This window comes from Micromonospora sp. CPM1 (assembly GCF_023896895.1).
Classification (GTDB): domain Bacteria; phylum Actinomycetota; class Actinomycetes; order Mycobacteriales; family Micromonosporaceae; genus Micromonospora; species Micromonospora tulbaghiae.
In genome coordinates this window covers 191,976-211,161 of sequence record NZ_JAMHIU010000005.1, presented here as the reverse complement: position 1 = coordinate 211,161, position 19,186 = coordinate 191,976, and the positions used below count along the sequence as shown (strand labels likewise).

The 19,186-nt window shown below is 76.2% G+C and carries 14 protein-coding genes; 9 read left to right on the top strand and 5 right to left on the bottom strand.

Annotation, left to right across the window (positions count from 1 at the left end; all coding sequences use genetic code 11):
- Nucleotides 1–67: 67 nt before the first annotated feature.
- Both M8C11_RS08565 and M8C11_RS08560 read right to left on the bottom strand, forming a co-directional pair.
- On the bottom strand, nt 68–931 hold the full coding sequence (locus tag M8C11_RS08565) for an NAD(P)H-hydrate dehydratase (RefSeq protein ID WP_151500215.1): 864 nt from the start codon (nt 929–931) through the stop codon (nt 68–70).
- On the bottom strand, nt 915–1,646 hold the full coding sequence (locus M8C11_RS08560; protein ID WP_252449163.1) for a histidine phosphatase family protein: 732 nt from the start codon (nt 1,644–1,646) through the stop codon (nt 915–917). Before M8C11_RS08560 ends, M8C11_RS08565 begins: the two co-directional genes overlap by 17 nt.
- Nucleotides 1,647–1,779: 133 nt before the next feature.
- On the opposite strand from M8C11_RS08560, the gene M8C11_RS08555 reads away from it, so the two are divergent.
- Entirely contained in the window at nt 1,780–2,109 is a 330-nt protein-coding gene (locus M8C11_RS08555; protein ID WP_091043629.1) for a hypothetical protein, read from the top strand.
- Nucleotides 2,110–2,136: 27 nt separating this feature from the next.
- Here the strand turns inward: M8C11_RS08555 and M8C11_RS08550 are convergent, their stop codons facing one another.
- On the bottom strand, nt 2,137–2,805 hold the full coding sequence (locus tag M8C11_RS08550) for a response regulator transcription factor (protein ID WP_120569655.1): 669 nt from the start codon (nt 2,803–2,805) through the stop codon (nt 2,137–2,139).
- A complete protein-coding gene (locus M8C11_RS08545) occupies nt 2,802–4,064 on the bottom strand; it encodes a sensor histidine kinase (protein WP_252449162.1) in 1,263 nt (420 codons plus the stop codon). The genes M8C11_RS08550 and M8C11_RS08545 overlap by 4 nt, the downstream gene beginning before the upstream one ends.
- Nucleotides 4,065–4,251: 187 nt before the next feature.
- Here M8C11_RS08545 and M8C11_RS08540 point away from each other — a divergent pair, with 187 nt between their 5' ends.
- The 8 genes from M8C11_RS08540 (at nt 4,252) to M8C11_RS08505 (ending at nt 18,625) form a co-directional block, all read left to right on the top strand.
- A complete protein-coding gene (locus M8C11_RS08540; protein WP_252449161.1) occupies nt 4,252–4,926 on the top strand; it encodes an ABC transporter ATP-binding protein in 675 nt (224 codons plus the stop codon).
- Nucleotides 4,923–7,220 (top strand): FtsX-like permease family protein, encoded by a 2,298-nt coding sequence (locus tag M8C11_RS08535; protein ID WP_252449160.1) that lies wholly within the window; start codon nt 4,923–4,925, stop codon nt 7,218–7,220. The genes M8C11_RS08540 and M8C11_RS08535 overlap by 4 nt, the downstream gene beginning before the upstream one ends.
- A gap of 74 nt (nt 7,221–7,294) precedes the next feature.
- A complete protein-coding gene (locus tag M8C11_RS08530) occupies nt 7,295–11,008 on the top strand; it encodes a DUF4132 domain-containing protein (protein ID WP_252449159.1) in 3,714 nt (1,237 codons plus the stop codon).
- The gene (locus M8C11_RS08525) at nt 11,005–12,108 is read left to right on the top strand and encodes an AAA family ATPase (RefSeq protein ID WP_120569660.1); all 1,104 of its coding nucleotides are present in this window, start codon (nt 11,005–11,007) and stop codon (nt 12,106–12,108) included. Before M8C11_RS08530 ends, M8C11_RS08525 begins: the two co-directional genes overlap by 4 nt.
- A complete protein-coding gene (locus tag M8C11_RS08520; RefSeq protein WP_252449158.1) occupies nt 12,105–14,405 on the top strand; it encodes a DUF5682 family protein in 2,301 nt (766 codons plus the stop codon). The genes M8C11_RS08525 and M8C11_RS08520 overlap by 4 nt, the downstream gene beginning before the upstream one ends.
- Nucleotides 14,402–15,514, top strand: a complete 1,113-nt coding sequence (locus tag M8C11_RS08515) for a VWA domain-containing protein (RefSeq protein WP_252449157.1) — start codon at nt 14,402–14,404, stop codon at nt 15,512–15,514. Before M8C11_RS08520 ends, M8C11_RS08515 begins: the two co-directional genes overlap by 4 nt.
- A gap of 11 nt (nt 15,515–15,525) precedes the next feature.
- Nucleotides 15,526–17,610, top strand: coding sequence for an SWIM zinc finger family protein (locus M8C11_RS08510; RefSeq protein ID WP_252449156.1), 2,085 nt, complete (start codon nt 15,526–15,528; stop codon nt 17,608–17,610).
- A 34-nt stretch (nt 17,611–17,644) separates the two neighbouring features.
- Nucleotides 17,645–18,625, top strand: coding sequence for a DNA polymerase domain-containing protein (locus M8C11_RS08505; protein WP_252449155.1), 981 nt, complete (start codon nt 17,645–17,647; stop codon nt 18,623–18,625).
- Between the two features lie 4 nt (nt 18,626–18,629).
- On the opposite strand, the gene M8C11_RS08500 is transcribed toward M8C11_RS08505, so the two are convergent.
- Nucleotides 18,630–19,136, bottom strand: coding sequence for an Lrp/AsnC family transcriptional regulator (locus tag M8C11_RS08500; protein WP_030499924.1), 507 nt, complete (start codon nt 19,134–19,136; stop codon nt 18,630–18,632).
- Nucleotides 19,137–19,186 lie beyond the last annotated feature (50 nt).

The window sequence follows — 19,186 nt, the reverse complement described above, 5'->3', positions numbered from 1 at the left end:
CCTCGCCCGGACCAGCGCCGCCGCGCCCCCGGGTGTTACACGTCCCGCGCGCCCGTGAAGTCGATCGTCAGACGGTGGCGATCGTGTAGGGGATCTCGTCCAGCAGTTCCCGGGCGAGGAAGCCGATCCGCCCGTACCGGGGGACCAGCCGCTGCCCGCTCACCGCGTGCGCGAACGCCGCCCAGCAGGCCGCCTGTGCCGGGTCGGCACCCCGGGAGAGCAGGCCCGCCAGCAGCCCGGAGCGCACGTCGCCGCTGCCCGAGGTGCCCAGCCCGGCGTCCCCGCTCTCCTCCCGCCAGGCCCGGCCGTCCGGCGTCGCGATGTGCCCGTACAGCGACACGACCGCGTCGTACCGGCCGGCCAGCTCCACCGCTTCGGCGTCCAGGTCGTCGCCCGGATCGCGGCCCAGCAGGTGCTGGGCCTCGGTCAGGTTGGGCGTGAGCACCACCTTGCGGCCGGACCCGACCAGCAGATCCGGCGCGTGGCTGAGCGCACCGAGCGCGTACGCGTCGAGCACCAGCGCGGTCTCCCGCCCGGCCGCGTCCAGGACCAGGCGCAGCAGTTCCCCGGTGGCGTCGATGTCCTTCAGGCCGGGGCCGACGGCCACCACGTCCGCCTCGGCGACCAGCCCGCCGAGCAGGTCGCCCGGGTCGCCGCGTACCGCGCCGTCGTCGGTCTCCGGCAGGCCGATCACGAGCGCCTCGGGCACCTGGATGCTCAGCGACGGGGCCGTCGACTCGGCCGCGGCGAGCTGGAGCACGCCGGCCCCGGCACGCAGCGCGGCCACCCCGGCCAGCAGCACCGCGCCGGGGGTGAACCGGGAACCGCCGACCACCAGCACGGTGCCGCGCGCCTCCTTGCCGCCGGTGGGCACCGGCAGCGCCCAGTCCCGCAGCAGCGCGGGGGTGATCACGTCAGACCGGCTCGGCATGGACCTCGTCCTCCCTGGTGGGTGTCGCCCCCTGGCGGTGCAGGTGGGTGACGTCGTTGAACACGTCCGGCACGAGCCGGCCGGAGTCGTCGGCGTGCCAGCCGGTGACCGAGCAGTTGGCGATCACGTGCTCGCGGGTCAGCGCCATCAGCTCCGCCTCGGTGAGCCCTTCCACCAGGTAGCGCAGCAGGAAGACCAGCGCGTCGTGGCCGAACAGCAGCACCCGGCCCCCGTCGTGGTCGCGGCGCAGGTCGCCCAGCAGCGCCCGCAGCCGCAGCGCCACGTCGGTCCAGGACTCGCCGCCGGGCGGCCGGTAGTAGAACTTGCCGAGCCGGGTACGCCGCTGCGCCTCCTCCGGGTAGCGCCGGGTCACGCCGTGGGCGGTGAGCCCGTCGAGGATGCCCAGCTCCCGGTCGCGCAGCCGCTCGTCGACGCTCGTCGGGATCCCGGTGCCGTCGAGCGCCAGCTCGGCCGTCCGGACCGCCCGCAGGTACGGCGACACCACCGCCACGTCCGGCCGTTGCGAGTCCGGCAGCTCGGCCAGCCAGCGGCCGGTCGCCTGTGCCTGCTCCTCACCGGTAGCCGACAGCGGCACGTCCGCGTCGCGGTGGGTGAGGTCGATCAGCTCGGCGCCGGACGTCTCGGCCGCCGTGGCCGCGACGTTCGCCGTGCTCTCGCCGTGCCGGACGATCCAGAGCGATCCCATCTCCGCCATGCGGCTCCCGGTACCCGGGCCCGGCCGGGGATAACCGCGCCGGACCGGCGACACACGGGCTGCGCGCCGTTGCATCGACGCGGCAGAATGTCCCACGACTCGGGACGACCCCCGGGTCCGAGGGAGGGCGCACATGTCGACGGTGGTGCGGGGTCTGCGGGAGGCGCTGGTGCTCTTCGTGATCGCCGCGGTGGTGATCGCCGCGGCGGTCGGCATCTGGGTGGCCGTCGGGGGCGGCGACTTCACGCACCGGGTGGGAGTGGCGTTCATGATCGTCGGTGCCGTGATCGGGATGACCGGTGACCTGACGCTGAGCCGCATCGGCATGCTGCCGGCCCGGTCCACGTTCGGCCTGGCGCCCGAGCGGGAGGACGGCGGCGGCGGGCGGGTGCTCACCGGCGTCGGCATCTTCCTGTTCGTCTCGGTGCCGCTGATCGTCGTCGGGGCGCTGCTGATCACCTGAGCACGTTGCCGGCCGTCGCCGGACCGGTCAGTCCTCCGGCGAACCGGGACTCACGAGACCCGTCTCGTAGGCGACCACCACCGCCTGGACCCGGTCCCGCAGACCGAGTTTGGCGAGGATCCGGGCGACGTGGGTCTTCACCGTCGCCTCGGACAGGTGCAGCGCGTCCGCGAGTTCGGCGTTGCTCAGGCCGCCGGCCAGCAGGCGCAGGACCTCCGTCTCGCGCCGGGTCAGCGTGGCCAGGTCGCGGTGCACCGCCGCCGTCTGCGGGTCACGGCGGGCGAAACGCCGCACCAGGCGGCGGGTGATCGCGGGCGCGAGCAGCGCGTCCCCGTCCTGGACCAGGCGTACGGCCGCGACCAAATGCTCCGGCGTCACGTCCTTGAGCAGGAAGCCGCTCGCCCCGGCGGCGAGCGCGGCGTAGACGTACTGGTCCAGGTCGAACGTGGTGAGGATGATGACCCGCGGCGCCGCGACGGCCCCGGTGAGGATGCGGCGGGTGGCCTCGAGACCGTCGAGCTCGGGCATGCGCACGTCCATGAGCACCACGTCGGGCCTGGTGCGGCGCACCGCGTCCACCGCCTCCGCGCCGGTCGCCGCCTCGGCCACCACGTCCACTCCGCCGGCCGTGAGGATCATGCGGAACCCGGTACGGACCAGCGCCTGGTCGTCGGCGACCACCACTCGTACCGTCATGTCGCCTCCCACGGGATCAGGGCCTCGACGTGGTAGCCGGCGCCCGGCCGCGCTCCGGCGCGCAACGTCCCACCGTAGACGGCGAGCCGCTCCCGCAGCCCGATCAGGCCGCGCCCGCCCGTCGCGCCGGTCGCGGCCGGTACGCCGGGCTCGGTGTTGCCGACCTCGATCCGCAGCCTCTCCGGCGCGTACTCGACGACGACGGTGCCGGCGGCGCCCGGCGCGTGCCGGACCATGTTGGTCAACGCCTCCTGCACCACCCGGTAGGCCGTCAGCCCGACACCGGAGGTGACCGGCCGGCGCTCGCCCGAGACGGTCAGACCCACCGGCACGCCGGCGTCACGCATGCGTGCGACCAGGCCGGGCAGGTCGTCGATGCCGGGCTGGGGGTCCTCCGGGTCGTCCGGTTCGGACTCGGCCAGCAGGCCCATGACGTGCCGCAGCTCGGTGAGCGCGGACCGCCCGGTCGACTCGACGGCGAGCAGCGCCTCCCGTGCCTGATCCGGCGCGGCGGCGAGCACCGTCCGGGCGGCGCCGGCCTGGATGACCATCACGCTGACGTGATGCGTCACGACGTCGTGCAGTTCGCGGGCGATGCGGGCCCGCTCACCGGCGACCGCGTCGCGCAGCGCCTGCTCGTGGGCGCGGGCCTCGGCGGTGAGCCGCTGCCGGTCCTCGCCCGCCCGTCGCCGCCACACGTGGTGGCCACCCGCGGCGGCCACCAGCGGAGCCAGCACGACGAACGGAAGACGGTCCGCGGGCACCGTGACCACCATCAGCTCCCGCAGGCCCAGGGCGAGCAGCGCCACCACCGGGACCGACGCCAGCACCGGCAGCCGGTACGGGCTGTGCGCCGCCGCGCTGTAGACGGCGACGAGGCAGGTCAGTACCACGCACGGGAACAGGGCTGGTTGCCGGTCCCCGTCGGTCACCAGCACCAGTGAGGCGGCGGCCGTCGTCGCCCAGAGCACCGCGAGCGGATACCGGCGGCGCAGCACCAGCGGCGCGCACATGACGAAGACCAGCAGCAGCGCCCCGAGCGTCGAACCGGGCGGCGCCGGTTGCACCTCCGGCGGGACCGCCAACGGCGGCAGCGGCAGTGGCGGCGGCAACGGCGGGGGCGGGACGCCGACGTCGTCGGTGGCGGCCTGGAAGCACACCAGCCCGAGCACACCCGCCAGCGCCGCGTCGAGCAGCAGCGCCCGCCAGCCCGGCCTCGGCAGCGGTCCGGTCGCCACGATGCCTCTCACGAGCCACATTCTCGCCGCCGTACGCCGGCCGGGGCATCGGCCACGGTGTGCACTGCGACTACATCGCAGGGATGACCCCGGACGAAGATCCACCTCCGGCGGTACGGCGGTGCGTCGCCGGACCGATGCCCCGACCTGCGGCCGGCACCTAACGTCACGGCGTCCAATCGACCGGCCCGACCACAAGGGGCGACACATGACCGATCCGGTGATCGACGTACGCGGGGTGACCCGCCGCTACGGTGAGGGGCCGCCCGCACTGCACGACGTCTCGCTGACCGTCCGGCCCGGCGAGTGCGTGGCAGTGCTCGGCCCGTCCGGCAGCGGAAAGTCCACGCTGCTCAACCTGCTCGCCGCGCTGGACCGGCCGGACGCCGGCACGGTGACCGTCGCGGGCACCCGGCTGGAGAGGCTCGGCGAGGCCGCGTCGGCCCGGTTCCGGCGCGCGCACGTGGGCCTGGTCTTCCAGTTCTTCAACCTGCTCGACGACCTGACCGTGCTGGACAACGTCCTGCTGCCCGCCCAGCTGGCCGGCGCCCCGGCCCGGGCGTCGCGCGCACACGCGGCCTCCCTGCTGGACTCGCTCGGCATCGCCCGGCACGCGCAGGCGTACCCGGGACGCCTCTCCGGCGGTGAGCGCCAGCGCGTCGCCGTCGCCCGCGCCCTGATCAACCGGCCCGCGCTGCTGCTGGCCGACGAGCCGACCGGCGCGCTGGACACCGCCTCCGGGGAGGACGTCCGGCGCCTGCTCGACGAGCTGCACCGCAGCGGCCAGACGATCGTGCTCGTCACCCACGACCTGCGGCTGGCCGAGGCGTCCGCCGGCCGGACGATCCGCCTGCGCGACGGCCGGGTCGAGGTGCGGCGGTGAGCGGGCTCGGCCGGGTCGTCCGGTCCGGCGTACGGCGCCGCCGGGTGCAGACAGTCGTCGTCGGTCTGGTCACCGCCGCCGCCGTGACCGCCACGGTGCTCGGCGGCGGGCTGCTCGTCGCGTCGCAGGCGCCCTTCGACGACGCGTTCGCCGCCCAGCGGGGAGCGCACCTGACCGTGCGGGCGGACTCCGGTGCGGTGACGGAACCGCAGCTCGCCGCGTCGGCCTCGGCGCCGGGCGTGGTTGCCGCCGCCGGCCCGTACCGGGTGCTGGTGGTCGCCTTCACGGAGCGCGGCGGGATGCGGACGCCGCCGCTGACAGTCGTCGCCCGCGCCGATCCCGGCGGCCCGGTCGACCGGATCGAGCTGGCCGGCGGGCGGTGGCCGGCCGGTCCGGACGAGATCGTGCTGAGCGGCGGCGCCGTCCGCGTGCCGCCCGGCTCCCGCCTGGCCACACCCGGCGGCGCCGAGTTCACGGTGGTCGGTACGGCCCGGTCGATCAGCGACACCGCCGGGGCCTGGGTGCTGCCGTCCGCCGTCGGCGTACTCGACGGGCCGGACACGGCGGACGGGTACCAGATGCTCTACCGGTTCACGGACGCGCGCACCGCGACGGAGGTCGCGGCCGGCCGGGACGCCGTGGTCGCCACGTTGCCCGCCGGCGCGGTCACCGGCGCCCGATCCTGGCTCGACGTACGGCAGCAGGCCGTCGAGGACGCGGCCGTCTTCGTGCCGTTCCTCGTCGCGTTCGCGCTGCTCGGCATCGTGATGGCGCTGCTGGTGGTCGGCACTGTCGTCGCCGGGACGGTCGGTGCCGCCACCCGCCGGATCGGCATCCTCAAGGCGCTCGGCTGCACCCCCGCGGGTGTCGTCCGCGCGTTCGTCGCGCAGACGGTGCTCCCGGCCGCCGTGGGTGCCGTCGCCGGAACGGTCACCGGGAACCTCCTCGCGCTGCCGGTACTGGCCGAGACCGAGGAGATCTACGGTTCGGCGAACACCACCATCGCCTGGTGGGTGACCGTCCTGGCCGCCGGCGGGGTGCTGGCGGTGGTGACGCTGACCGCGTGGACGGCCGCGCTGAGAGCGGGCCGGCTCCGTACGGTGGACGCCATCGCTGTCGGACGGGCGTCCGGTCCGGCGCGGGGCCGCTGGGCGTCGCGGCTGGCGGCGCGGCTGCCGGTGGCCAGGCCGGTCGGCCTCGGCCTGGCCCGCCCGTTCGCCCGGCCGGCCCGCACGGTCGCGATCCTGCTGGCGGTCGCGACCGGCGCGGCGGCGATGACGTTCGCGACCGGGCTCGCCGCGTCGCTGCTGCGCATCCAGACCGCGCTCACCCAGGACGTCGCGGACGTCACGGTGACCGGCGACCCGGACGCCGGACCGGTCGCCGCTCCCACCGCCGATCCGGCCGCGGTGCTGGCGGCGATCGACGCGCAGCCGGGCACCCGCGCCCGGTACGGCCGCACGCAGGCACCGGGCACCGTCGCGGGCATCGCCGATCCGGTCTCCGTCACGACGATCACCGGCGACGCGGCGTGGGACGGCTTCGAGATGGTGTCCGGACGCTGGTTCGCCGCACCCGGCGAGGCCGTCGTCGGTGGACCCCTGCTGACCGCCACCGGAGCGCGGATCGGTGACACCGTCACGGTCCGGATCGAGGGCACGCCGGTACGCCTGCGCATCGTCGGCGAGGTGTTCGAGTCCGTCATGGCGGTGTTCACCGGTACCGCCACGTCCACCGGCCGGAATCCGTCCGAGTACCGCGTCGCGCTCGCCCCGGACACCGACGCCGGCGCCTACGCGCGGGCGCTGACCGGCGCACTCGCCGGCCGGGGCCTCACGGCGCGGTCGAGCGGCACGGAGACCGACCCGCTCCTGCTGGTCGTGGAGGGGCTGACCGCCACGCTGACCCTGCTGCTGCTCGCGGTGGCCGCGCTGGGTGTGCTCAACATGCTCGTCCTCGACCTGCGCGACCGGGTCCACGATCTCGGCGTGCACAAGGCGCTCGGCATGACGCCGGCCCAGACGATCGCCATGGTGGTCGCCTCCGTCGCCGGTGTCGGCCTGGTCGGCGGGCTGCTCGGCGTACCCGCGGGTGTGGCGATGCACCGGCTCGTCGTACCGACGATGGCCGCCAGCGGCGGACTGCACCTGCCGGAGGCGCTGCTCGACGTGTACGGGCCGCTCCTCCTGACGGCGCTGGCGCTGGGCGGGCCGCTGACGGCACTGCTCGGAGCGCTGCTGCCGGCCGGGTGGGCGGCCCGGACCCGGACCGCGACGGCCCTGCGGAGCGAGTAGCGCCCCGGCGGTTCCACGGGTGTCGGTGGGGCCGGTTATGGTCCCGGCACACTGCGGGCGATCAAGGAGACGGTGTGCGCAGATTCGAGTTCGTGGGCGGCGGTTCGGCCAAGTTCTGGGAGGTCGGGCAGCGGGACGCGACGGTGACGGTCCGCTATGGATCGATCGGCGCGCAGGGCCGCACCCAGGTCAAGGAACTGGGTTCGCCGGCCGAGGCCGCCGCGCACGCCGACCGGCTGATCGCGGAGAAACTGCGCAAGGGGTACGCCGAGACGACAGCCGCGCCGTTCACCGGGCAGGTCGGAGCGCCCGCCGCCGAGCCGGCCGCGCCGAGCCGCGATCCGGAAGCGACCGGCACCGATCCGACCGGCGCCGATCCGGCCGGTGCTGGTTCGGCCGGTGCTCGTGCGGCCGGTAGCGACCCGGCCGGGGCGCAGTCGGCCACGTCGCCCGCCGGCGAGCTGCCGGACGAGGACGCGTTCGAGGTTCCGGCCGGCTGGCGGCGGATGCTGGTCCCGCGCCGGGGCGGCACGCCGGGCACGGCCCTGCCGAGCGCCGCGAAGGGCCGTGCCGCCGGGCGGAAGGTGCTGGACGCGGTGGCCGTCCCGGTGGCCGCCACCGCGCGGGCCACCGACGATCCGGAGCTGGGCCCGGCGCTGCGCGGCTACCTGGACGGCGAGCCCGGTCCGCTGGGCGGGGCCGCGCTGGTGGCGGCGGCGGCGGTGGCGCTCGGCTATCACGCGCGCGACCAGCAGGGGGTGGCCCTCGCCGACCTGCTGGTCGCCGATCTCGGCCCGGTCGGCGCGGCGGTCGCCGTGACCGAGCAGATCACCGTGGCGGCCACCGGGTCGGCGTCCCCGCTTCGGCGCGACCGCACCGAGGCGGAGAAGGCACACAACTACGGCCACTGGGGTCTGCGTCAGTCCGTGCTGCACCGGGTTCGCGCGCATCTCGCGGTGGCCGGTGACGCCGACTACGCCGCCGCCCGCGCCGCGCTGGTCCCGTACCGGTCCGGGGCGCTGGCGGCGCGGGCGGTCACCTCGTTCCTGCTGCCCACCGAGCGGGAGTGGGTGGCGCGGGACGTCGCCGACGTGGCGCGCGACGGGGGCGCGCTGCTGGCCGAGTTGCTGCTCTGCGCGGTCGACGACGTGGACGCGATCCACGCCCTCCACGGGCAGTTGGCGGTCTACCGCCTGATGTACGACCAGGGGCCGGTCGTCACCGCCACCGCGGCGGTCGGGTCGCCGATCGCGCCGGTGCTGACCGCGTGGTTCGACTACGAGCACGCCGGCGCGGACGCGCGGCAGCGGCTGGTGTCGCTGCTGGCGGCACTGCCCGGCGACGAGCCGATGGCGGCGCTGCTCGACCGGCTGGACCGCAGGTACGTCCCGCCCGCGGTGACGGAGATGCTGCGCCGCTTCCCGGTGCGCGGCGTGCGCCTGCTCTCCGCCGCCGCGCAGGGGCGCAGCCCGGCCGCGCGGGAGGCCGCCACCCTGCTGCGTGCGCACGTGCTGACCAATCCGGCGGCCGTCGAGGCCGCGCTGCCGGCGCTGGACCCGGCGCGGCGGGAACGGATCGAGCGGATCCGCGACGACGCGACCGCGCTGCCGGTCGCCGTGCCGGACCGGCTGCCGCCGGTGCTGGTGACGCCGCCCTGGTCGGTCCGGCGCCCACGAGCCAACCCGCCGGTGGTGGACGGGCTGGAACGGCCCGCCGCGTCCACCATGGCCTGGTTGCCGGGGGAGCGGGAACGGTGGGCCGCGATCGTGCCCCGCTGGGCCGGTCACTGGAACGGGAACGACCTGGGCGCGCTCGCCACCGAGGTCGCCGCCGGGCGGGCCGGGTCGTATGCGGCGATCCACTTCTTCGTCCGCGCCACCGAGGAGCTGGCCCGGCCGCTGCTGCCGTCCTGGCGGCCCGACGAGTCCTGGGGCGCCGACCGGTGGATGCTGCGCCTCGCCGGCCGGTACGAGCTGGACGCGCTGCCCACCGCGCTGCACCTGGCCCGCAGCGCGCCGAAGAGCGTCGGCGAGGTGCTGCTGCCGTACGCCGACGGTGAGGTCGCCGACCTGATGGCCGACTGGCTCGACCGGCTCAAGACGGTCCGCCCGACCGCCCGGGCCTGGCTGCGGCGGCACCCGGAGTACGCCACGCGGGCGCTGCTGCCGGCCGCCCTGGGCGCGCCCGGACCGCGCCGCCGGGCCGCCGAGCGGGCGTTGCGCCTGGTCGCCGCGGAGCATCGCGAGGCGCTCCTGGGCGTGGCCGGGGAGCACGGTGAGGAGGCGCTCGCCGCCGCCACGGCGATGCTCGACGCCGACCCGCTGGCCCAGCTCCCGGCCCGGATGCCGAGCCTGCCGGCCTGGCTGGACCCGGCGGTGCTGCCGCAGGTGCTGCTGCGGGACCGCTCGGCGGCGCTGCCCGCCGACGCGGTACGCCACCTCTGCACGATGCTCGCCATCTCCTCGCCCGGCGAGCCGTACCCGGGGGTGGAGATCGTCCGCGCGGCGTGCGACGCCGACTCCCTGGCGGAGTTCGCCTGGGCGCTGTTCGAGAGCTGGCAGAGCGCCGGCGCGCCGTCGAAGGACGGCTGGGCGTTCACCGCGCTGGGCCTGCTCGGCGACGACTCGACCGCGCGGCGGCTCGCGCCGCTGGTCCGGGCCTGGCCCGGTGAGAGCCAGCACACCCGGGCGGTGACCGGCCTGGAGGTGCTGGCGCAGATCGGCACCGACGTGGCGCTGATGCACCTCTACGGCATCTCGCAGAAGGTGAAGTTCCGGGGCCTGCGGGAGCAGGCGGCGCGCAAGGTCACCGAGGTCGCCGACGGGCTGGGCCTGACGCCCGAGCAGCTCGGCGACCGGCTGGTGCCCGACCTCGGCCTGGACGCCGACGGCAGCCTGGTCCTCGACTACGGGCCGCGCCGGTTCACAGTCGGCTTCGACGAGCAGCTCAAGCCGTACGTGGTGGACGGCACCGGCGCCCGCCGCAAGGATCTGCCCAAGCCCGGCGCCCGGGACGACGCGACGCTGGCGCCCGCCGCGCACAAACGCTTCGCCGGCCTGAAGAAGGACGTGCGTACGCTCGCCGCCGACCAGATCCGCCGCTTCGAGGCGGCCATGGTGACCGGGCGGCGCTGGCCGGCCGCGGACTTCCGCCGCTACTTCCTGTCCCACCCGCTGCTCTGGCACGTCGTCCGCCGACTGGTCTGGGCCACGGTGGACGACGCGGGGACGGTGGGCGCCGCGTTCCGGGTGGCCGAGGACCGCACGCTGGCCGACGTGGACGACGAGACGTACGCGCTGCCCGACGACGCCACCGTCACCATCGCGCACCCGCTGCACCTCGGCGCGGCGGTGCCGGCCTGGGCGGAGGTCTTCGCCGACTACGAGATCCTCCAGCCCTTCCCGCAGCTCGGGCGCGAGGTGCACCGGCTGGACGCGGCCGAGCGCGGTGAGGCGCTGCTGCACCGGCACATGGGCGTCACGGTCCCGGCCGGGCGGCTGCTCAGCCTGGAACGGCGGGGCTGGCGACGCGGCACCCCGCAGGACGCCGGCATCCAGGGCTGGCTGGAACGTGACGTCCCCGGCGGCCGGGCCGTGGTGATCGACCTCGACCCCGGCATCGCGGTCGGCGTGGTGGACATGTTCCCCGACCAGAAGATCGAGGCGATCTGGGTCAACGACGTGCCGCAGGGTGACTGGTTCCAGCGCGGCGGCAGGGTCCGCCTCGGCGACCTGGACGACGTCACCGTCTCCGAGGTGCTGCGCGACCTGGCGGAGGTGACCCGGTGACCGCGCTCGACCCGGCCGCCGAGCGAGCCCAGCGGCCGCCGGCCGAGGTTCGGTACGCCGACGAGCTGGCCGCGCTGGCCGCCGACGACGGTGACCCGCGCCCGCCGGGCTGGCGGCTGAGCCTGCGTGCCGCGCGGCGGTTCATCCTCGGTGACCCGGCGGCCGGGATCCGGCGCAAGTTCGTCGGCGACCCGTCCCTGATCGACCGGGCGCTGGTGGCGCTGGCGACCAGCCGCGGGCTGATGCTCGTCGGCGAGCCCGGCACCGCCAAGTCGCTGCTGTCGGAGCTGCTCGCGGCCGCGGTGAGCGGCGACTCCACGCTCACCATCCAGGGTGGCGCGGCCACCACCGAGGACCAGATCCGCTACTCGTGGAACTACGCGCTGCTGGTCGCCGACGGCCCGTCCCCGCGCGCGCTGGTGCCGGCGCCGCTGCTGCGCGGCATGGCCGAGGGGCGGGTGGTCCGGTTCGAGGAGATCACCCGCTGCCCGCTGGAGGTGCAGGACTGCCTGCTCTCCCCGCTGTCGGACCGCGTGCTCGCCATCCCGGAGCTGCCGGGCGCCGACGCCATGGTGTTCGCCCGTGAGGGGTTCAACGTGATCGCCACCGCGAACACCCGTGATCGCGGCGTCAACGAGATGAGCGCCGCGCTCAAGCGGCGGTTCAACTTCGAGACCGTCTTCCCGATCCCCGACCTCGGCACCGAGCTGGAACTGGTCGAGGCCGAGGCGGGCGAGTTGCTGCGCCGTTCCGGCGTGACCCCGCCGCCCCGGCGCGACCTGCTGGAGGTGCTGGTCACCACGTTCCGGGAACTGCGGACCGGGGTCACCGAACGCGGCGACGCGATGGAGCGGCTGTCGGCGGTGATGAGCACCGCGGAGGCGGTCTCGGTGGCGCACGCGGTCGGGCTGCGGGGCTGGTTCCTGCGCGGCGAACCCGGCGACGCCGCCGACCTGGTCGCCTGCCTGGCCGGCACCGCCGCGAAGGACGACGCGGAGGACCTGGCCCGGCTGCGGCGCTACCTGGAACAGCAGGTGTCCCGCCGCTCCGGCGCGCAGTGGCGGGCGGTGCACGACGCCCGGCACCTGCTGCCCGGGTGAGCGTCACCGGGGCGCCCGACGGCGTCACGTTCCTCGGCGTCCGGCACCACAGTCCGGCCTGCGCCCGGCTGGTGGCGGCCACCGTGGCCCGGCTGCGTCCGGCGTACGTGCTGGTGGAAGGGCCGGCGGACCTGAACGGGCGGATGGACGAGCTACTGCTCGACCACGAGCTGCCGATCGCCGTGTTCACCGCGCACCGCGACGGCACGCGGCGGCACGCCTCCTGGAGCCCGTTCTGCGCGTACTCGCCGGAGTGGGTGGCGCTGACCGCCGGCCGGGAGGCGGGCGCGCAGCTGCGCTTCATCGACCTGCCCGCGTGGCATCCCGCGCTGTCCGACCGCGCCAACCGGTACGCCGACGCCGACCAGCGGTACGCCGAGGCGGTACGCCGGCTCTGCGCCACGCTGGCAGTGGACAACGTGGACGCGCTCTGGGACCACCTGTTCGAGATCGGCCCGGACGACGGGCTGGCCGAGCGCCTCGACACGTACTTCGACGTGCTGCGCGGCGAGTCGGCGGCGGGGGATGACGACACCGCGCGCGAGGCGTACATGGCCCGCTGGGTCCGCGCCGCCCGGCGCCGGGCCGCCGGCCGTCCGGTGCTGGTGGTGACCGGCGGCTTCCACCGCCCCGCCCTGGTCCGGCTGACCGCCGACGGTGACGGGGCGGACGACGACTGGCCGGAGGTCCCCACTCCCGCACCGGACGCGGTGGCGGGCAGCTACCTCGTGCCGTACTCGTTCCGGCGGCTCGACGCGTTCGTCGGCTACCAGTCCGGCATGCCCTCCCCGGCGTACTACCAGCGGGTCTGGGAGGACGGTCCGCGCCGGGCCGCGGAGGCGCTCACCGAGGCGGTGGCGGCCCGGCTGCGGGCCCGGCGGCAGCCCGTCTCCACCGCGGACCTGATCGCCGCCCGGAGCATGGCCGGCGGCCTGGCCCGGCTGCGCGGCCACGCCCACCCGGGCCGGGTCGACGTGCTCGACGGGCTGGTGTCCGCGCTGGTCACCGACGCGCTCGACCAGCCGCTGCCGTGGGCGACCCGGGGCACCCTGGCACCCGGCGCGCATCCGGTGGTGGTGGAGATGGTCGCCGCGCTCAGCGGCGACCGGGTGGGCCGCCTGCACCCGGACACGCCGCTGCCGCCGCTGGTGCACGACGTCGACGCCGAACTGGCACGGCACCGCATCGACGGGGGCGCACCGGTCGAGCTGGACCTGACCGACGCGGACGACCTGGCCCGCAGCCGCCTGCTGCACCGGCTGCGGCTGCTCGACGTACCCGGCCATGCCCGCGAGAGCGGCCCGCGGGTGGGTGCTGACGCGCTGCTCACCGAACGCTGGTCGCCCGCGCCGTCGGCGGACCGGCTCGCCCGGGTGATCGAGGCCGGCGGGTACGGCCCGACCGTCCTCGACGCGGTCACCGCCCGGATCGAGGAGCGGGTGACGCTGCTCGGCGCGGACGTGGACGCGCTCGCCACGACGCTGTTCGACACCGCGCTGGCCGGGCTGCCCGAGCACTCCACCCGCACGCTCACCGCGATCGCCCGCGCCGCGGGCGGGGTCACCGACCTGCGGGCGCTGGGCCGGGCGCTGGCCGTGGCACTGGCCCTGTGGCGGCACGACCGGCTCCTCGGCAGCGCCGGAACGGCCCCGTTGGGCGCGCTGATCACCGCCGCCGTACGCCGGGCGCTCTGGCTCGTCGAGGGCGTGCGCGCGGTGGCCGCGCCGGCCGACCCGGGGCGGCTCACCGCGCTCGTCGCGGTCCGGGACGCGGTCCGCCACGCCGGTCCGGCGCTGGGGCTCGACCGGGACGGCGCGCTCGCAGTGGCCGGGCGGGTGGCGGGCGACGCGGCGGCCCCGCCGGACCTGCGCGGCGCGGCGCTGGGCCTGGCCTGGTCGCTGGGCGACGTGCCGGACGCCGCCCGCGCGGTCCGGGCCGTGGCCGCGCCGGACACGCTCGGCGACTGGCTGGGCGGGCTGTTCGCGCTGGCCCGGGAGGAGGTGGTCAGCGGCGACGCGGCGCTGCTGACGGTGGTGGACGAACTGCTCGCCTCGATGGGCGCGCACGACTTCCTGGTGGCGCTGCCGGCGCTGCGGCAGGCTTTCGGCTGGTTCCCGCCCCGGGAACGGGCCGAGGTGGCCCGGCACGTGCAGGCGCTGCACGGCGGCGACGCGCCGCCCGGTGACCTGCTGCGGCTGGACGCCGACCCGCTGCTGGTGGCCGCCGCCCGCGCGGTGGAGGAACGGGTCGACGCGGTGCTGACCCGGGAAGGGCTGTGGGAGGGGGACGGGACGTGAGCGACCCGATGCGGGAACGCTGGCGGCTGGTGCTCGGCGACGCCGCGCAGGACAGCCTGGGCGGACTGTCGGCCGAGGCGGCCGGCCGGGACGCCGCGCTGGACTGGCTCTACGGCCGCGACGCCGAACTGGGCCGCCGAGACGTGCGGCGCGGCGGGTCCGGCCCGTCCGCGCTGACCACTGTGGACTGGCTGGACGGGATCACCCGGCTGTTCCCGAAGGAGACGGTGCAGCGGCTGGAACGCGACGCGGTCGAGCGGTACGGCATCCACGAGGTCGTCACCGACCCGGCGGTGCTGGCCCGGGTCGAACCGAACCCGGCGCTGCTGCGCGCGGTGCTGCGCACCAAGCACCTGATGGACCCGGAGGTGCTGCGGCTGGCCCGCAGGCTGGTCGAGGCGGTGGTGCGGCAACTGGTCGAGCGGCTGGCCGCCGACGTCCGGCAGTCGTTCTCCGGGCCCCGGGCGCGACGCCCCAGCCGGTTCCGGCAGGCCCGCAACTTCGACGTCCGGCGCACCATCCGGGCGAACCTGGCGCACTGGCGGCCGGACGAGCGCCGGCTGCACGTACGGCAGCCGCACTTCTTCTCCCGGACCCGCCGCCACCTGGACCGCTGGCAGGTGATCCTGCTGGTGGACCAGTCCGGTTCGATGCTCGGCTCGGTGATCCACGCCGCGGTGACCGCCGCCTGCCTGTGGGGACTGCCCGGTGTACGGACCCACCTGGTCGCCTTCGACACCGAGGTCGTCGACCTGACGTCCGACGTGGACGACCCGGTCGAGCTGCTGATGAAGGTGCAGCTCGGCGGTGGCACCGACATCGCCCGCGCGGTCGCGTACGGCGCGCAGCTCGTGGAGAACCCTCGCCGCGCGATCGTCGCGTTGGTGTCCGACTTCTACGAGGGCGGCGACGCCGGGCGTCTCGTCCGGTCGGTGAAGCAACTCGTGGAGCAGGGCACGCACGTGCTGGCCCTGGCCGCGCTGGACGAGGAGGCCGACCCGGCGTACGACCGGGCCACCGCGCAGCGGCTGGCCGACGTGGGCGTCGCGGTCGGCGCGATGACGCCGGGCGAGCTGGCCGCGTTCGTGGCCGAGCACGTCGGCCGGTAGGGGGACGAGGCATGACCCGCGCCGACCTGATCGCGCTCACCCCGGACGTGCTCGCCGCGCTGAGCAACAGGGGCCTGGTGAAACGTGCCACGAAGCGGGTCGACGCCGGTGAGCGGCCCACGCTCATCGAGGACACCGACGGCGCGGTGCGCGCGGCGTACCCGGACGGGGTGACTGTCACGCTCCCGCCTGGCGGCGGTGGCCTGGCGGCGGCCTGCTGCTCCTGCCCCGCGCCGGGCGTGTGCCGGCACCTGCTCGCCGTCGTGCTGACCTACCAGCGCACGCACGCCGCCACCACGCCGAGCCACGCGGCCGCACCGGACCGACCCGCGGCGCCGGACCGGCAGGCCGCACCGGACCACGCCGCCGGGTCGGGCCACGACGCCGAGCCGGGCCGGGACGCCGAGCCGGGCCGCGACGACGCCGGGGCCGGTGGTGAGCCGTGGCGGTGGTCGCCGGGGGACGTCACCGACGACGAGCTGGCCGCCGCGATCGGCGCGCCCGCGCTTGCCGCCGCGCAGCGGCGCCGGCGGCGCGGCTACACCGCCGTGGTCCACCGGCCGGACGCCGCCGACCCGGTCCCGCGCGTGGAGCTGCCCACCGGCACGGTCCGCTTCCTGGTGCCCCGCCAGGTCGGGTACGCGCGCGGCGACGCGGCCGACGACGGCGGCGAGGCGATCGCGCTCGCGGTGTGGGCGTGCCGGACGGCCGACCGGGAGCAGCCGGACCGCCCCGAGGCCCAGGTACGCGTCGGCGGGTCCGCAACAGTCGTGGACCGTCCGGCGCTGGACGCGGCGGTGACGCTGGCCGCCGACGTGCTGCTGACCGGGGCCGCGCACCTGGGTTCCGGGGTGGACGCCCGGCTCGCGGCGGTCCGGCGCGACCTCGACGCGGCCGGTCTGCGCTGGCCGCTGCTGGCGGTGGACGACCTGGCCGGGCAACTGGAGGCGTACGCCGCGCGCGGCGCCCGGTACCGGCCGGAGACGTTCGCCGACCTGCTCGCCGAGCTGCCCGCCCGGCGGCGCGCGGTGGTCAACGCCGGCGCCACGCCACCGGAGCGGGTGCTGGGCACCCACGAGCCGGCGGAGACGCCGCTGCGGCGGGTACGGCTGACCGGTCTCGGCGCCCGGGTCCGGTGCAGCGGAGGGGAGGTGGGCGTGGACGTGGTGCTCGCCCACCCGGCGGCCGTTTCGGTGCTGGTGCTGCGCCGCGCCTACCCCGTCACCGACGACGGCACGCCCACGGGGCACGAACTGGCCGGGCGGCGGGTCACCGGAGCCACGCTCGGCGCGCTCGCCGCCGGGAACGTGGTCTCCGAGTCGGCGGTGCGCAGCGCCGCGCACCGGCTCCGGTTCGCCGCCGGCCGGCTGGCCCGCACCACAGTCACCCCCGGCGCCGGAGAGTGGTCCGGGCTGCCGCCCGGCCTGCTCGCCCGCGACCCGGACGCGCTCGCCGCCGAGCTGGCCGGGCGGCCACCCCGGCTGCTGCGCCCCCGCACCGCCGCCGAGGCGGTGCGGGTGCTCGCGCTCGGCGAGGTGCGCGCCATCGGGTACGCGGCCGGTGAGCAGCGCCTCGACGCCACAGTGACCGGGGCCGACGGGGGCACCGCTACCGTCACCGCGACCCACCACGCCGCCGCACCGGGCGCGCTCGACGCGCTCGCGGCGGCGCTCGACGGCACGCACGGGCGGCCGCGCTACGTCAGCGGGACGGTCCGCCGTGGCGCCGACGGACTCGTCGTCGAGCCGCTGGCGGTGGTCGCCGACGCGGTGGTCGTACCCGATCTGGCGCCCGGTGCGGGCGACGGGCGGCTGGCCGGCGCGGTCGACGTCCGGCCCGACCCGGTCGCGGCCGCGCTGGGTACGGCGTCGGCGCTGCTCGCCCAGGCCGCGCACACCGGCCTGCGGCACCTGGCGGCCGGCTTCCCCGAGCGGCTGCGCACGACGGCGGCCGGTCTCGCCGGAGTCGGTCTGGAGCGCTGTGGCGCGGCCCTGTCCGGCCTGGCCGGGACGCTCGGCGCCGACCCGGGCGAACCGGCGGTCCGGGCCTGGGTCGACGCCTGGATCCGGCTGTCGGTGACGGCGGAGTCCCGGTGAGCCGGTCCCCACGGCCGGGAAGGATCGCTACGGTGTGACGGTGGCGACCACGGCGGCGCAGGAGATCCAGGTGGGGGAGCGGCTGGTCCGTGTCTCCAGCCCCGACAAGCCCTACTTCCCGGAGCGCGGGCTGACCAAGCTGGACGTGGTCCGCTACTTCCTGTCCGTCGGCGACGGCATCCTGCGCGCGTTGCGGGACCGGCCGACCATGCTGGAACGCTGGCCGCGCGGCGTGTTCGAGGGCGCCAAGGTCGCCACCCGGCAGACCAACAAGGGCGACGCGTTCTACCAGAAACGGCTTCCGGCCGGCGCGCCCGACTGGGTGCGCACCGCGCACATCACGTTCCCCAGTGGCCGTACCGCCGACGAGGTGGCGCCGAGCGAGCTGGCCGTGGTGATCTGGGCGGCCAACCTGGGCACGCTGCGTTTCCACCCGTGGCCGGTGTCCAGGGACGACGTGGAACGCCCCGACCAGCTGCGCATCGACCTCGACCCGATGCCGGGCGTGGACTTCGCGCAGGTGGTGCCGGTGGCGCACGAGGTACGCGCGTATCTGGCCGAGCTGGGCCTGGAGGGCTTCCCGAAGACCACCGGCGGTCGCGGCATCCACGTCTACGTCTCGATCGAGCCGCGCTGGAGCTTCGGCGAGTGCCGGCGGGCCGTGCTGGCACTCGGCCGGGAGATGCAGCGCCGACTGCCCGGCCTGGTCACCACCACCTGGTGGCGTGACCAGCGGGACCGGCCGGTCTTCGTCGACTACAACCAGATGGCCCGCGACCACACGATGACCTCGGCGTACTCGATCCGTCCGACGCCGGCGGCGCTGGTCTCGGCGCCGCTGGACTGGTCCGAGCTGGACGACGCCCGGCCGGAGGACTTCGACGTGGTCAGCATGCCCGCGCGGTTCGCCGGGCGCGGTGACCCGCACGCCGGGCTGGACGGGCGGCGGTACTCGCTCCAGCCGCTGCTGGACCGGGCCGACGCCGAAGGGCTGGAGTCGCCGCCGGAACGCTGACCGGTCAGTCCCAGGGGCTCTGCGTGCCGTCGAACTCCTCGAACACCAGCCAGGTGCGGGTGGACAGCACCCCGGCGATGCTCTGCACCCGGTCCAGCACCACGTCCCGCAGCGTCGCGTTGTCCGGCGCCCGGACCAGCGCGAGGACGTCGTGCTCGCCGCTGAGCAGCGCCGCGTGCTCGATGTAGCGCACCCGGGCCAGCTCGGCGGAGACCTCCCGCCAGGTGTTCTGTTCGATGGTCAGCGCGATGTACGCCGACGTGCCCAGCCCGGCCGGCTCCGGCGCGACCCGCGCGGTGAACCCGGTCAGCACGCCGTCGCGCAGCAGCCGCTCCACCCGGGCGTACGCGTTGGTGCGGGAGACGTGCACCCGTTCGGCGAGCGTACGGATCGACGTCCGGGCGTCGCGGACCAGCTCACGCAGGATCCGCCGGTCCACCTCGTCGAGCGGCCCGGCCGAACGTCCCGTTCCGCCCGCCGCGCCCGGTGTGGTGCCGGTCTCCTGGCTCACCTCAGCCGCCCTCCCGTGCCATTCGTCCCGCGTTCATCCCGCATGTTGAG

Coding starts and splice junctions, on each gene's coding strand:
- M8C11_RS08540 (WP_252449161.1), top strand. CDS start 4,252: ATGACCGATCCGGTGATCGACGTACGCGGGGTGACCCGCCGCTACGGT.
- M8C11_RS08560 (WP_252449163.1), bottom strand. CDS start 1,646: ATGGCGGAGATGGGATCGCTCTGGATCGTCCGGCACGGCGAGAGCACG.
- M8C11_RS08555 (WP_091043629.1), top strand. CDS start 1,780: ATGTCGACGGTGGTGCGGGGTCTGCGGGAGGCGCTGGTGCTCTTCGTG.
- M8C11_RS08565 (WP_151500215.1), bottom strand. CDS start 931: ATGCCGAGCCGGTCTGACGTGATCACCCCCGCGCTGCTGCGGGACTGG.
- M8C11_RS08550 (WP_120569655.1), bottom strand. CDS start 2,805: ATGACGGTACGAGTGGTGGTCGCCGACGACCAGGCGCTGGTCCGTACC.
- M8C11_RS08545 (WP_252449162.1), bottom strand. CDS start 4,064: ATGTGGCTCGTGAGAGGCATCGTGGCGACCGGACCGCTGCCGAGGCCG.
- M8C11_RS08510 (WP_252449156.1), top strand. CDS start 15,526: ATGACCCGCGCCGACCTGATCGCGCTCACCCCGGACGTGCTCGCCGCG.